At 68.0% G+C, this 13,216-nt stretch carries 14 protein-coding genes; 7 read left to right on the forward strand and 7 right to left on the reverse strand.

Going from position 1 to position 13,216, the window contains the following annotated elements:
* The first annotated feature begins 11 nt into the window (after window positions 1-11).
* The 3 genes from argF to DTPSY_RS12185 all read left to right on the forward strand — a co-directional run bounded on the left by argF (window position 12) and on the right by DTPSY_RS12185 (window position 1,617).
* Window positions 12-929, forward strand: a complete 918-nt coding sequence (gene argF / locus DTPSY_RS12180; RefSeq protein WP_011806144.1) for an ornithine carbamoyltransferase — start codon at window positions 12-14, stop codon at window positions 927-929.
* A 20-nt stretch (window positions 930-949) separates the two neighbouring features.
* Window positions 950-1,123: a hypothetical protein gene (locus tag DTPSY_RS18570; RefSeq protein WP_015913814.1), complete on the forward strand. Its 174-nt coding sequence runs from the start codon at window positions 950-952 to the stop codon at window positions 1,121-1,123.
* A 143-nt stretch (window positions 1,124-1,266) separates the two neighbouring features.
* Complete coding sequence (locus tag DTPSY_RS12185; RefSeq protein ID WP_015913815.1) at window positions 1,267-1,617, forward strand: YkgJ family cysteine cluster protein; 351 nt, start codon at window positions 1,267-1,269, stop codon at window positions 1,615-1,617.
* Window positions 1,618-1,748: 131 nt separating this feature from the next.
* Here the strand turns inward: DTPSY_RS12185 and DTPSY_RS12190 are convergent, their stop codons facing one another.
* The 3 genes from DTPSY_RS12190 to DTPSY_RS12200 are packed head-to-tail and all read right to left on the reverse strand — an operon-like array spanning window position 1,749 to window position 4,162.
* Window positions 1,749-1,946: a hypothetical protein gene (locus tag DTPSY_RS12190; protein WP_011806146.1), complete on the reverse strand. Its 198-nt coding sequence runs from the start codon at window positions 1,944-1,946 to the stop codon at window positions 1,749-1,751.
* A gap of 24 nt (window positions 1,947-1,970) precedes the next feature.
* Window positions 1,971-3,872: a ferrous iron transporter B gene (gene feoB, locus DTPSY_RS12195; RefSeq protein ID WP_015913816.1), complete on the reverse strand. Its 1,902-nt coding sequence runs from the start codon at window positions 3,870-3,872 to the stop codon at window positions 1,971-1,973.
* Entirely contained in the window at window positions 3,869-4,162 is a 294-nt protein-coding gene (locus DTPSY_RS12200) for a FeoA family protein (RefSeq protein ID WP_015913817.1), read from the reverse strand. Before DTPSY_RS12200 ends, feoB begins: the two co-directional genes overlap by 4 nt.
* Before the next feature lie 117 nt (window positions 4,163-4,279).
* Here DTPSY_RS12200 and DTPSY_RS12205 point away from each other — a divergent pair, with 117 nt between their 5' ends.
* The gene (locus tag DTPSY_RS12205; protein WP_015913818.1) at window positions 4,280-4,606 is read left to right on the forward strand and encodes a YkgJ family cysteine cluster protein; all 327 of its coding nucleotides are present in this window, start codon (window positions 4,280-4,282) and stop codon (window positions 4,604-4,606) included.
* Window positions 4,607-4,624: 18 nt separating this feature from the next.
* Here the strand turns inward: DTPSY_RS12205 and DTPSY_RS12210 are convergent, their stop codons facing one another.
* Window positions 4,625-5,092: an Lrp/AsnC family transcriptional regulator gene (locus DTPSY_RS12210; protein ID WP_015913819.1), complete on the reverse strand. Its 468-nt coding sequence runs from the start codon at window positions 5,090-5,092 to the stop codon at window positions 4,625-4,627.
* 94 nt (window positions 5,093-5,186) lie between these two features.
* On the opposite strand from DTPSY_RS12210, the gene kynB reads away from it, so the two are divergent.
* The 3 genes from kynB to kynA all read left to right on the forward strand — a co-directional run bounded on the left by kynB (window position 5,187) and on the right by kynA (window position 8,117).
* On the forward strand, window positions 5,187-5,858 hold the full coding sequence (kynB, locus tag DTPSY_RS12215) for an arylformamidase (protein ID WP_015913820.1): 672 nt from the start codon (window positions 5,187-5,189) through the stop codon (window positions 5,856-5,858).
* 73 nt (window positions 5,859-5,931) lie between these two features.
* Window positions 5,932-7,245, forward strand: coding sequence for a kynureninase (gene kynU / locus DTPSY_RS12220; protein ID WP_015913821.1), 1,314 nt, complete (start codon window positions 5,932-5,934; stop codon window positions 7,243-7,245).
* Window positions 7,246-7,247: 2 nt separating this feature from the next.
* On the forward strand, window positions 7,248-8,117 hold the full coding sequence (kynA, locus tag DTPSY_RS12225) for a tryptophan 2,3-dioxygenase (protein WP_015913822.1): 870 nt from the start codon (window positions 7,248-7,250) through the stop codon (window positions 8,115-8,117).
* A 108-nt stretch (window positions 8,118-8,225) separates the two neighbouring features.
* On the opposite strand, the gene DTPSY_RS12230 is transcribed toward kynA, so the two are convergent.
* The 3 genes from DTPSY_RS12230 to DTPSY_RS12240 form a co-directional block, all read right to left on the reverse strand.
* A complete protein-coding gene (locus DTPSY_RS12230; protein ID WP_015913823.1) occupies window positions 8,226-10,670 on the reverse strand; it encodes a penicillin acylase family protein in 2,445 nt (814 codons plus the stop codon).
* A gap of 123 nt (window positions 10,671-10,793) precedes the next feature.
* Complete coding sequence (locus DTPSY_RS12235; protein ID WP_015913824.1) at window positions 10,794-11,846, reverse strand: adenosine deaminase; 1,053 nt, start codon at window positions 11,844-11,846, stop codon at window positions 10,794-10,796.
* Between the two features lie 204 nt (window positions 11,847-12,050).
* Window positions 12,051-13,205, reverse strand: a complete 1,155-nt coding sequence (locus DTPSY_RS12240; RefSeq protein WP_015913825.1) for a BMP family ABC transporter substrate-binding protein — start codon at window positions 13,203-13,205, stop codon at window positions 12,051-12,053.
* Window positions 13,206-13,216 lie beyond the last annotated feature (11 nt).

Raw genomic sequence — 13,216 nt, forward strand, 5'->3', positions numbered from 1 at the left:
ATCGACCGCGTATGAAGCACTACCTGCAATTCACCGACTTCACCGCCGACGAATACAACTACCTGTTCTCGCGCGCCGCCATCATCAAGGGCAAGTTCAAGAGCTACGAGAAGTACCACCCGCTAGCCGACCGCACCCTGGCCATGATCTTCGAGAAGGCCAGCACCCGCACGCGTGTGAGCTTCGAGGCCGGCATGTACCAGCTGGGCGGCAGCGTGGTGCACCTGACCACGGGCGACAGCCAGTTGGGCCGCGCCGAGCCCATCGAGGACAGCGCGCGCGTGATCAGCCGCATGACCGACCTGGTGATGATCCGCACCTTCGGCCACGACAAGATCGAGCGCTTCGCCGAATACTCGCGCGTGCCTGTCATCAACGGCCTGACCAACGAGTTTCATCCTTGTCAGATCATGGCGGACCTGTTCACCTACATCGAGCACCGCGGCTCGATCGCGGGCAAGGTCGTCGCCTGGGTGGGCGACGGCAACAACATGGCCAACACCTGGCTGCAGGCGGCCGATCTGCTGGGCTTCACCGTGCACGTGAGCACCCCCGGCGGCTACGAGGTGGATGAGAAGCTCGCCTTCGGCGGCAAGCCCCACCGCGCGGGCTGCTACAAGGTCTTTGCCGATCCCATGGATGCCTGCCGCGGCGCCGACCTGGTGACCACCGACGTGTGGACCAGCATGGGCTACGAGGCCGAGAACGAAGCGCGCCGCAAGGCCTTTGCCGACTGGTGCGTGGACGCCGAGATGATGGCCGTGGCCAAGCCCGACGCGCTGTTCATGCACTGCCTGCCCGCGCACCGCGGCGAGGAGGTGATGGCCGACGTGATCGACGGCCCCCAGTCCGTCGTCTGGGACGAGGCGGAAAACAGGATGCACGTGCAGAAGGCACTCATGGAGTACCTGCTGCTCGGCCGCGTCTAAACCCATCCCGCATCCCACCCATGGCCCCGGCGCAACTCCGCCCCACGCGCCCGGGCCATCCACCCTGCCCCGCCCGCCAGCGCCCGCTGGCGCCTGAACTGTACGCGGCCGCCCGGCGCATGGCGGCACGCGTGCATGCGCTGCAGGTGCGCATTCATACCTTCTACCTGAAGTTCCTCCAGGGCCACACCTAGCGGCCCGGTTCTGCGCGGCAGGCGCCCCAGCGCATGCCCGCCCTCCCATCGCTCCCCCTGATCGCCCGCGATCCCCGGTGCCGGCTGCGCGTCGCACCTGGGATGGGGCCCGTTGCCGATGCACCAGAACCCGAGGAACCTGCATGTCCGTCCCCGTCCACCCCTGCCTGCACTGCGGTGCATGCTGCCAGAACTACCGCGTGGAGTTCTCCGTCTATGAACTGCAGTCCATGGGCGGGCGCGTGCCCGACGCCCTGGCCCATGAGGCCGGAGGCAACCGCTACCGCATGAACGGCACCGAGCGCCACCCCGTGCGCTGCGTGGCACTGGCCGACCTGGGCAACGGCTGCATCGGCTGCGGCATCTACGACCAGCGGCCCCAGCCGTGCCGCGATTTTCCGTTCGCCTCCTACGGTTGCCACGACACGCGCGCCAAGCTGGGCCTGCCGCCGTTGACGGAAGGCGACACGCAGGAGTGGCCGCAGGCCGCTTGAAGTGGTTCTTCAAAAAGAAGAGCTGCTGGCGCTTGCCAGGCAATGATTTCAGATAGTTTTGATACTGAAACCTTTGCCTGGAAAGCGCTAGCAGCTATGCTTTTAGGCCCGCGACCGGGGCTGTCCCGGCTTCAGGGCTTGCGTGCCGGCGCGCAGCGGTCTCCGGCGCAGGCATTGCAGCCCCCGCAACTGCTGCCGGTCTTGGCCATGGGCGCCAGTGCCGGATGCACGCGCGCGGCGCGGGCGCGCCAGCGCTGTGGCAGCCAGCGCCACAGCAGCGCCAGGGCGGCCACGGCCACGATCACGGCGGTGAGAATGTCTTGCCACATGGTTCTGCTCCTTGGTGACGGTTTTCAACCACCGCCCAGCGCCAGGGCCACGCGGTAGGTGATGAAGCTGGCCGCATAGGCCAGTGCGAAGAGATAGCCCGTCATGACGAGCGGCCAGCGCCAGCCGTTGGTCTCGCGGCGCACGGCGGCGATGGTGGAGACGCACTGCGGCGCGAAGATGAACCACACCAGCAGCGACAGCGCCGTGGCCAGCGACCATTGCGCCGCCAGCATGGGCGCGAGCTGCGCGGCCGTGTCGTCGGCCGAAGCGGCAATCGCGTACACCGTGCCCAGGGCGCTCACCGCCACCTCGCGCGCGGCCATGCCGGGCACCAGGGCGATGCTGATCTGCCAGTTGAAGCCGATGGGCGCAAAGATCACCTCCAGCGCCGCGCCGATGCGCCCGGCGAAGCTGTATTCGATGGCCGGCCCCGTGGCGTCGGCCGGCGGCGCGGGGTACGACGACAGGAACCACAGCAGGATGGTGACCAGCAGGATGATGCCGCCCACGCGGCGCAGGAAGATGCCCGCGCGCTCCCACAGCCCCAGCGCCAGGTTGCGCACGCTGGGCCAGCGGTAGGCGGGCAGCTCCATCAGCAGCGGCGTGGCGCCGTCGCCGCGCCGCGCCAGCCGCGCAACGGCCGCCACGGCCATGGCGCTCACGATGCCGCCCAGGTACAGCGCGAACAGCACCAGCCCCTGCAGGTTGAACAGCCCCGCCACCGTGCGATCGGGGATGAAGGCCGCGATCAGCAGCGCGTACACCGGCAGGCGGGCCGAACAGGTCATCAGCGGCGCGATGAGGATGGTGACGAGCCGGTCGCGCCAGTCCGGAATGGAGCGCGTGGCCATGATGCCCGGCACCGCGCAGGCGAAGCTGGACAGCAGCGGGATGAACGAGCGTCCCGACAAGCCGACGGTGCCCATCACGCGGTCCAGCAGGAAGGCCGCGCGCGGCAGGTAGCCGGATTCCTCCAGCGCCAGGATGAAGAAGAACAGGATCAGGATCTGCGGCAGGAACACCAGCACCCCGCCTGCGCCGGCGATCACGCCGTCGGCCAGCAGGCTGCGCAGCGGCCCCTCGGCCATGTGGGCGCTCAGCCATTCGGCCACGGCGGCCGTGGCGCCTTCGATCCAGCCCATGGGCACCTCTGCCCAACTGAACACGGCCTGGAACATCAGGAACAGCGTCACCGCCAGCAGCAGCGTGCCCCACAGCGGGTGCAGCACCACGGCGTCGATGCGGTCGTCGCGCTGCAGGCGCAGCGCGGGCTCGCGCACGGCCAGCCCCATGATGCGGCGCACTTCCTGGTGCAATTGCTGCACGCGCTGCGGGCGGTCTTCCTCCAGCGCATTGACGGGCGGTGGCGCCTGCGTGCCCACGGCGGCGCCGCGGGCGGCCTGCGGGGTGGCCGTGTCCAGCCACTGCAGCAGCTCGCGCGCCCCGTCGGCGCGCACGCCCACGGTGGTCACCACGGGCAGGCCCAGTTCGCGCGCCAGGACTTCGCGGTCGATCTGGATGCCCTGCTGCTGCGCCATATCACTCATGTTCAGCACCAGCACCATGGGCAGGCCCAGATCACGCGCCTCCAGCACCAGGCGCAGGTTCAGGCGCAGGTGCGTGGCATCGGTCACGCAGACCAGCAGCTCGGGCATGGCCTCGCCCGGACGGCGGCCGGTGACCACATCGCGGGTGACGGCCTCGTCCAGGCTCTGCGCGTGCAGGCTGTAGGCGCCGGGCAGGTCCAGCACGCGCACGCGCCGGCCGCTGGCGGTGGTGAACAGGCCTTCCTTGCGCTCCACGGTGACGCCCGCGTAGTTGGCCACCTTCTGGCGTGCGCCGGTCAGCACATTGAACAGCGCCGTCTTGCCGCAGTTGGGGTTGCCCAGCAGCGCGATGTGCAGGGGAGATGCCGCCGTGCTCATGCCGCGGCCTCCAGCGCATCCACGCGCACCTGCACCAGGGCCGCCTCATGGCGGCGCAGGGCAAAAGTGGCCTGGCCCACGCGCACGGCCAGGGGGTCGGCCGCGGGAAAGCCTCGGGCAATCACGCGCACGGGCTCGCCCGGCAGGAAGCCGATCTCCATCAGGCGCAGCACCATGGCCTGCGACCGGCCATCCTGCGCCGGCAGCAGCCCGGCAACCGTGGCCGGCACGCCATGCGGCAAGGTGTCCAGCCCCCGCGGCTGCGCGGCGTCATTCCCCGTGTGAAGCATGTTGTATTGCAGTCAATGAATAAAATTAATTCTCATTCTAATGGAACTGCACGCTGCTGGATTGATGCACATCAGGACCTGTGGCGCGTCACAATGGCAACCCCTGCGACGTACGCCATGACCACTCTTCACCCCTGCCTGACCTGTGGCGCCTGCTGCGCCAGCTTTCGCGTGGACTTCTCGGTGCACGAGACGGAGGAGCTGGGCGGCTGCGTTCCCGATGGGCTGGTGGTGCCGGTCACGGACCACACTGCACGCATGCGCGGCACGGACCATGCGCAGCCGCGCTGCGCGGCCCTCACGGGCCAGGTGGGCGAGCGCGCCGCCTGCGGCATCTACGAGTGGCGCCCATCGCCCTGCCGCGAATTCGAAGCCGGCAGCGCTGCCTGCAACCGCGCGCGCCAGCGCCACCATCTGCCGGCACTGGACGGGCTGGTGCTCTGAACGCCGCAGGACCCGCTTTCACACGGGCAGCCCGCCGATACGCCCCTTGAATTCCTGCAGCGAAAAATAGGTCTGCACCTGGCGCACGCCCGGCAGGCGGTGCAGGCGCCGCTGCAGCAGCTCGGAATACGCGTCCAGGTCGGTCGTCACGACCACCAGCAGGAAGTCCGCGGGGCCCGAGATGCCGTGGAACAGCACCACCTCGGGAATGGCGCACACCGCCTCCTCGAACGCCACGGACAGCGCCTCCGTCTGGTGGTCGATGCCCACCATCACGAAAGCCATCACACCCAGCCCCACCGCACGCCGGTCCAGCTGCGCGTGGTAGCCGCGCACTACACCGGCGTCCTCCAGCCGCTTCACGCGCCGCCAGCAGGGCGACTGCGACAGGTGCGCCATTTCGGCCAGTTCGCCGGAGGTCAGGCGGGCGTTGTCCTGCAGCGCGCGCAGCAGCTGGCGGTCGGTACGGTCGATCTCGGCTTGCATGATTTAACCCAAAAATGTCTCTGTGAGAATGGATTATCCAAATGAATCACCCATCAGGGATAAACCATTTACCCGCCCCTCCGCCGCGCATAGCATGCGCGCCATGACCGCCACCTCCACGCCATCGCCTGCGCTCTGGGACATCTCTGCCCCCGTGCATGCGGGTAGCCCGGTGTTCCCGGGCGATACACCCTACCAGCAGCAGTGGAGCGCCACACTGGGCCCCGGCTGCCCGGTGAACGTGAGCGCACTCACGCTCTCGCCCCACGTGGGCACGCACGCTGACGCGCCCCTGCACTACGCAGCGGACGGCGCAGCCATCGGCGCCGTGCCGCTGGAAGCCTTCATCGGCCCCTGCCGTGTGGTGCATGCGCTGGACTGCGGGCCGCTCATCGAATGGACCCACATTGCCCATGCGATGACGGGCACTTTGCCGCCGCGGGTGCTGGTGCGCACCTACGCCCGCATGCCCGTGGACCGCTGGGACGCGGGCCTCACGGCCTACGCGCCCGACACCATCGAGCGCCTGGCCGACGCCGGCGTAGTGCTCGTGGGCATCGACACCGCCAGCATCGACCCCGCCGACAGCAAGCCGCTGCCCAGCCACCAGGTGATCCGCCGGCGCGGCCTGCGCGTGCTGGAGAACCTGGTGCTGGACGATGTGCCCGAGGGCGACTACGAACTCATCGCGCTGCCGCTCAAGCTCACCACGGCCGACGCATCGCCCGTGCGCGCCGTGCTGCGTGCGCTGCCGCCGCGCGCATGACCATTAAGCCGTTTTGGCCTCTAACGCTCATGCAGCAAGCGCTAACAGCTATCTTATTAATAGCAAAAACCACATGACTACCTTGCAAGAGTGCCGCACACGCGATGCGCAGGACCCGCTGCGCAGCCTGCGCGACCATTTCAGCCTGCCCGAGGGCGTGATCTACCTGGACGGCAATTCCCTGGGCGCTCTGCCCCGCGCCACGCCGGCGCGCGTGGCCCAAGTAGTGCAGCAGGAATGGGGACAGGATCTCATCACCTCGTGGAACAAGGCTGGCTGGGTCAGCCTGCCGCAGCGCCTGGGCAACCAGTTCGCTCCCTGGATCGGCGCGGGGCCGGACCAGGTGGTGTTCACCGACACCACCTCGGTCAACCTGTACAAGGTGCTGTCGGCTGCCGCGCGCGTGGCCCGCGCGGACCATCCCGGTCGCACCCAGCTCGTCAGCGAGCGCAGCAACTTCCCCACCGACCTGTACATCGCCCAGTCCGTGTGCCAGGAGTACGGACTGGAGTTGGTGCTGGTGGAGCCCGAGGAAATCGCCACGCGGCTGACGCCCCAGGTCGCCGTCCTGCTGCTCACCCACGTGAACTACCGCACCGGCGCCATGCACGACATGGCCGCCGTGACCGCGCAGGCGCACGCCCACGGCATTCTGTGCGTCTGGGACCTGTGCCACAGCGCGGGCGCCGTGCCCGTGCACCTGCTGGACGCGAATGCCGACTATGCGGTGGGCTGCAGCTACAAGTACCTGAATGGCGGCCCTGGCGCGCCCGCCTTCGTGTGGGTGCACCCGCGCCTGGCGGACCGCCCGGGTGCGACATTTGCGCAGCCGCTGTCGGGCTGGTTCGGCCATGCCGCACCCTTCGCCTTCACGCCCGACTACCAGCCCGCACCGGGTATCGCACGCTACCTCTGCGGCACGCAGCCCATTGTGAGCCTGTCGGCCCTGCAGTGCGGGCTGGACATCTTTACCGCCGCCGAGCCTCTGGGCGGCATGGCGGCGCTGCGCGCCAAGTCGCTCGCACTGACCGACCTGTTCATCGCGCTGGTCGAGGAGCACTGCGCCGGCCACGGCCTGGAACTGGCCACGCCGCGCGATCATGCGGCGCGCGGTTCGCAGGTGTGCCTGACACGCGGCGAGGGCCTGGGCGTTCAGGGCGTCGGCAGCGGGGCCTACGCCATCGTGCAGGCCCTGATCGCGCGCGGCGTGGTCGGCGACTTCCGCAAGGGTGACGGCGGCAAGCACCTGGACATCCTGCGCTTTGGCTTCACGCCGCTGTATGTCGGATTTGAAGACGTGTGGAATGCCGTGCAGCACCTGCGCCAGGTGCTGGAATCCGGCGAATGGCGCAAGCCCGAGTTCAACCACCTCAACGCCGTGACCTGACCATGACCTGCCCCCACCACCCCAGCGCATCCTCCAGCGCCACCGAAGCCATCGTGCGCCAGGAGGGCGCACAGCTCGACTTCAGCCACAGCATGAGCTATGGCGACTACCTGCAGTTGGACAGCGTGCTGGGCGCGCAAAAGCCCCTGTCGCCCGCGCACGACGAGATGCTGTTCATCGTGCAGCACCAGACCAGCGAGCTGTGGATGAAGCTCATGCTGCATGAGCTGCACGCGGCCATCGCCCATATCGCGCGTGACGAGTTGCCGCCCGCTTTCAAGATGCTGGCGCGCGTGTCCAAGATCCTCGAGCAGCTGGTGCACGCCTGGGACGTGCTGGCCACCATGACGCCGCCCGAGTACACCGCCATGCGCCCGTACCTGGGCCAGTCCAGCGGTTTCCAAAGCTACCAATACCGGTGCATCGAGTTCGCCATGGGCAACAAGAACCGCGCCATGCTGCAGCCCCATGCCCACCACCCCGAGCGCCTGGCCCAGGTACAGGCGGCCTACGAGGCGCCCTCGCTCTACGACGAAGCACTGCGCCTGCTGGCGCGCCGCGGCCTGCCCGTGCCGGCCAGCCATACCGAGCGCGACTGGCGCCAGCCCTACGAGGCCAGCGAAGCCGTGGAGCAGGCCTGGTTGACCGTGTACCGCGATCCACAAAGGTATTGGGACCTGTACCAGCTGGGCGAGGAGCTCACCGACCTGGAAGATGCCTTCCGCCTCTGGCGCTTTCGCCACGTGACCACGGTGGAACGCGTGATCGGGTTCAAGCGTGGCACCGGCGGCACCGGCGGCGTGAGCTACCTGCGCAAGATGCTGGATGTGGTGCTGTTCCCCGAGATCTGGCGGCTGCGCACCGCGCTGTGAACTGCCGCCTCCCCGGCGCTCCATGAACAAAGGCCCCGCATGGCGGGGCCTTTGCACAGAGGGTCGTCCCGGCCGGTGCGCATGGCACCGGCGCGCCGTTGCGCGCCGTTACTTGGCGCTGGCGGAGACGGTGGTCGTCCGGTAGTCCGGGTGGCCCGTGATCTCGGACTCCGAGAATGGCATGCGCACCCACTGCTTGGCGCTGTAGGCCTTGGTGTAGTCGCCAAAATGCGGCGATGCCGGGTCGTCGGACAGCGAGAACGTCAGGAAGGTGTGGGCCTGCACGCCGCTGGAGGGGAAGCTCACCACCTGCATGTATGAGTTGCCATGCGGCTGCCCGTCCATGCTGTAGCCGCCCGCCGTGATGTCGTTCTCGGAACAGGTGATGGTGAAATAGCCCACGCTGCCACAGCCGCCGTACAGCGGCAATTTGGCACCGCCCTTGGTGGCAAACAGCACTTCGCCGCGCGGTGCATCCAGCGCGAACCCGCTCTGCCCCACGCGGCTGATGGCCGTGGCCATGGCCTGGCGCAGTGCGGTCACGGCCGCCACGTTGATACCGCGCGGGGTATTCAGCGGGTCGGCCGCGTCAAAGGGCACCGAGTACAGCCCCGTGGTGGGCACGCGGGTCCAGAACTCGTCCCACAGATGGGAGCCCCGGGACTCCTTGTTCCCGCGGTTGTCCCACGCACGCAGCGTGGCGCAGGCCTGCGTGGCGTCCACCGTGGCACCGTTCACCATCCATTGCGAGGGCGTGCAGATCAGCGTCAGGATCTCGTCCTTGAACCGCTCGGCCGAGAACACGCGGCTGTTCAGCACCATGTCGCGCACGATGGCGGCGCTGGCCTTGTTGCCGGTGTAGCCGTCGGTGCCGGCCAGCCGTTCCAGGGCCACGGTGTGGCCCAGGCGCGTGCGCAGCGTCAACGCCGCCGTGCCCGCGGGACCGAAGATGGCCGGGTATCCTGTGAGCGGGGCATTCGCGTTGGACAGCCAGTAGCTGTCGTTCATGTTGCCCACATAGTCCTCGCGCAACAGGCTGGGCATGCGCGACGGGCCGATGGCGCCCTTTTGCTTGGAGTCCGCATCGGTCTGCCAGTCGCAGGCGCTGCGCGAGCCGTCGAAGAACGGCACGTTGGGCAGCGCCGCACCCACGGCCGCGCCGAACGGCGTGGTGCACGCGGCCACCTGCTCGGGCGACACGTTGGGCACCGCGCCGATGTCCGCGTACCAGACCCGCGCGCTGCCACGCCCCACGGCCACCGTGTTGACCCATGGAATCGCGGACTCTTCCTTCTGGATGGCCATGAACTCTTCCAGCGAACGCGCCTGGTTCCAGCGCATCCAGTTGCGGAAGGTGCGGAAGTTCTCACCGTTGATGTCACGGATGGCGAAGGCCGTGCTTTGGCTCCAGGCCAGAGCGGGGTTGAGCCCCGCCAGGTTGACCAACGGCCCGTACTCGGAGGTGTACAGCGTGCGCGTCACATCGCTCAGCGTGCCGTCGGCATTGCGGCTGGCCACGGTGATGCTGCGCGGCGCCATCTTGACCGGCTGGCCGTCACGCAGGTAGGTGGTGGGGTCGCCCGACTGCAGCTGCAGCTGGAAGAAGCCAAAGCGCCGCGCCGTGGAGACCGTGTGGCTCCAGGCCACGTTGTCGTTGAAGCCGATCAGCACCAGCGGCACGCCCAGGAATCCGACGCCGCTGACGTTCACCTGATTGTCGATCGTGACCTGGGCCTGGTAGAACCGGTCCGGCCCCTTCCAGTACCAGTGGGGGTTGCCGAACATCACGCCGCTGGACTCGCCCGTGGCCGCCGGCGCAAAGCCATACATGTTGCTGCCGATGCCCGCGTCACCGCCCACCTGCAGGGCGGGAGGTGTGGTCAGGCGCTGGTCCAGGGAGGGGGCGGTCTGCGCGTCTTGCGCCGCGCCGGCCTTGGCTGCGGCAGGGGCGACGGCATTGGCGATGGCCTCCACGAAATTGCTGTACCCCCCCGCCAGGTTGGCCGCGTACATGCGGCGCCAGACGTCCTCCTGCGTGATGGGCTGCACCCATGCCTCGCTGCGGCAGGCGGCGTGGGCCGTCCCTTTCTTGGCAACGTCCACGTACTGGTTGTAACCGGCCACGAAGCCCTCGACCATCTGCCGCAGATTCTCGGGCTGCGCCGCGGCCATCTTCTGCACCACGTCGGCGGAGATCACATGGCGGTGGAAGAAGTCCGAGTCGATGTTGCGCGGGCGCCCGATGGTGCTGTTGTAGACCAGCTGTGCGCTGCCGCCAAAGTAGCGCGAGCGCTCGCCCCGGTAGGTCAGGAACGCATCCGCCAGCGTGCACAGGTTGTCCTGCGCCTGGACATACCCCATGCCGAAGCCACCGCCGGCCCAGTTGGAGGCCTTGATGTGCGGCACGCCCATCGCGGTGCGGCGGATCTCCGCCTGGTACGCCAGCGGCGCGTCGTCCGCATCGTCGTTGCCCCCGCAGCCGGCCAGCAGGGCCAGGACCGCCGTCGCCAACAGCGCGCGTGGCGCCGCAGCACGAGTGACTCTCTCTTGCATGCGTTGTCTCCTTTGTTGTGGTGCACCCCCGCCGGTCCACCGGCCCGGGCCAACGCAGGATAGACGCAACGCAGCGGAATGCCTAGCACCCGGCTGCGCGGGAGCGACACGCCCTGCGGTGCCTCAGTCGTTCTCCGTGAACTGCTCGAAGCACTCCTTGAGCCGGTGGTGCCATGCGCGCTTGTCGGCTTCGGCGGCAAAGCTGGCCTCGAAGCTGTTCCAGGCCAACTGGTAGGCATGGCGCGCCGTGAGCGCCGGCACCGCCGCGAAGAGCTGCGTGAAGTTGTCGTTGACGTAACCGCCGAAGTACGCGGGATCGTCGGAGTTCACGGTCACCGCCAGCCCCGCCTCCAGCAGCTGCAGCAGGTTGTGATCGGCCAGGCGCGGGAACACGCACAGCTTCAGGTTGGACAAGGGGCACACGGTGAGCGGTATGCGCTCATCGGCCAGTCGGCGCATCAGCGCCGGGTCGTGAACGGCCTGCACGCCGTGGTCGATACGCTCGGCCTGCAGCACGTCCAGCGCGCTCCAGATATAGGCCGGCGGACCCTCTTCACCCGCATGGGCCACCACATGCAGGCCCAGGGCGCGGCAGCGCTCGAACACGCGGGCGAACTTCTCGGGCGGGTGGCCTCGCTCGCTACTGTCCAGCCCCACGCCGACGATGCGGTCCAGCAGCGGCAGGGCCTGCTCCAGCGTGGCGAGGGCATCCTCCTCGCTCAGGTGCCGCAGAAAGCACAGGATGAGCGACGCAGACAGGCCGTGGCTGCTGCGCGCGTCCGCGCAGGCACGGTGCAGCCCGTTGATCACGGTCTCGATGTGCACGCCCCGCGCGGTGTGCGTCTGCGGGTCGAAGAAGATTTCCGCATGCGCTACGTTATCCATAGCTGCTCGCGCAAGATAGGCGCGGGCCATGTCGTAAAAATCCTGCTCATGCAGCAGCACGCTGGCGCCTGCGTAATAGATGTCCAGGAAGCTCTGCAGATCGGTGAAGGCGTAGGCACGGCGCAGTTCTTCCACGCTGGCGTAGGGCAGCGGCACACCGTTGCGTTGTGCCAGCGCGAAGATCATCTCGGGCTCGAGCGAGCCCTCGATGTGGATGTGCAGTTCGGCCTTGGGCATGGCCCTCAGCAGGCCGGGCAGGCGTTCGGCGGGAATGGGCGGGACCTTGAACATCGGCAGGCTCCAAAAAATGAGGCCGCAACCTACGGGACATCGCGGCGGTAGGCCGATGATGCCTTGTCGGCGCCCATGTGCAACACCTCCCGGCCCGCAACGGCGGGCATGGCCATACCGACAAAAAAGCCACCCCGAAGGGTGGCTCGTTGTACCGGGCGGACGATCTCCGCAAAGAAAGCCGCCTGGTGCGGCAATGGCCGCTTATTTCTTGTCGCCGCCGGGCACCTGGCCCTCCACGCCCTGGACGTAGAAGCTGATGCTGGTGAGGAACTTGTCATCAGCCACTGCGCCCTGGTCGAGAACGGTCTTGCCCGCGTTGTCCACGATGGGGCCCTTCCAGATCACGAAGCTGCCATCCTTCAGGCCGTTCTTGGCCGCATCGACCTTGGCCTTGGCCTCGGCGGGCACGTCCTCGGCGATGGAGACGAGGTCGATCGCGCCTTCCTTCACACCCCACCAGTGCTGGCCGGTGGTCCAGGTGCCTTCCAGCACGTCCTTGGTGGCCTTGGTGTAGTACGGAGCCCAGTTGATGATGGCCGACGCCAGGTGGGCCTTGGGGCCGTACGCTGTCATGTCGCTGTCCCAGCCGAAGGCGCGCTTGCCCTTTTCCTGGGCGGTCTTGAGAACGGCGGGCGAGTCGGTGTTCTGGAACAGCACGTCGGCGCCGCCATTGATCAGCGAAGTAGCGGCTTCGGTCTCCTTCGGCGGGCTGAACCACTCGTTGACCCAAACCACCTTGGTCTTGATCTGCGGGTTCACGCTCTGCGCGCCCAGCGTGAAGCTGTTGATGTTGCGGATCACCTCGGGAATCGGCACCGAGCCCACCACGCCCAGCGTATTGGTCTTGGTCATGGCGCCCGCGATGATGCCCGCGAGGTACGCGCCCTCGTAGGTGCGGCTGTCGTAGATGCGCGTGTTGTCGCTGGTCTTGTAGCCGGTGGCGTGCTCGAACTTCACGTCCTTGAACTCGGCGCCCAGCTTCTGGATCACGTCCATGTAGCCGAACGTGGTGCCGAAGATCAGCTTGTTGCCCTGCGTGACCATGTCGCGCAGCACGCGCTCGGCGTCTGGGCCTTCGGGCACGCTTTCCACGTACGACGTCTGGATCTTGTCGCCGAACTCGGCCTCCAGCTTCTTGCGCGCCTGGTCATGCGCGTAGGACCAGCCGCCATCGCCCACCGGCCCCACGTAAGCGAAGGCGATCTTCAGCGGGCCGGCCGCAGCCGCTGGTGCCGCAGCCGGCGCGGGGGCCGCCGGAGCCGGCTCCTCCTTCTTGCCGCAGGCCACCAAAGCGGTGGCGGCGACGGCCGTCAGTGCAGCCATCTGGAACAGGGAACGTTTGCGCAGATCAGTCATGGTTTTTCTTT

The sequence above is a fragment of the [Acidovorax] ebreus TPSY genome, assembly GCF_000022305.1.
GTDB lineage: Bacteria > Pseudomonadota > Gammaproteobacteria > Burkholderiales > Burkholderiaceae_C > Diaphorobacter > Diaphorobacter nitroreducens.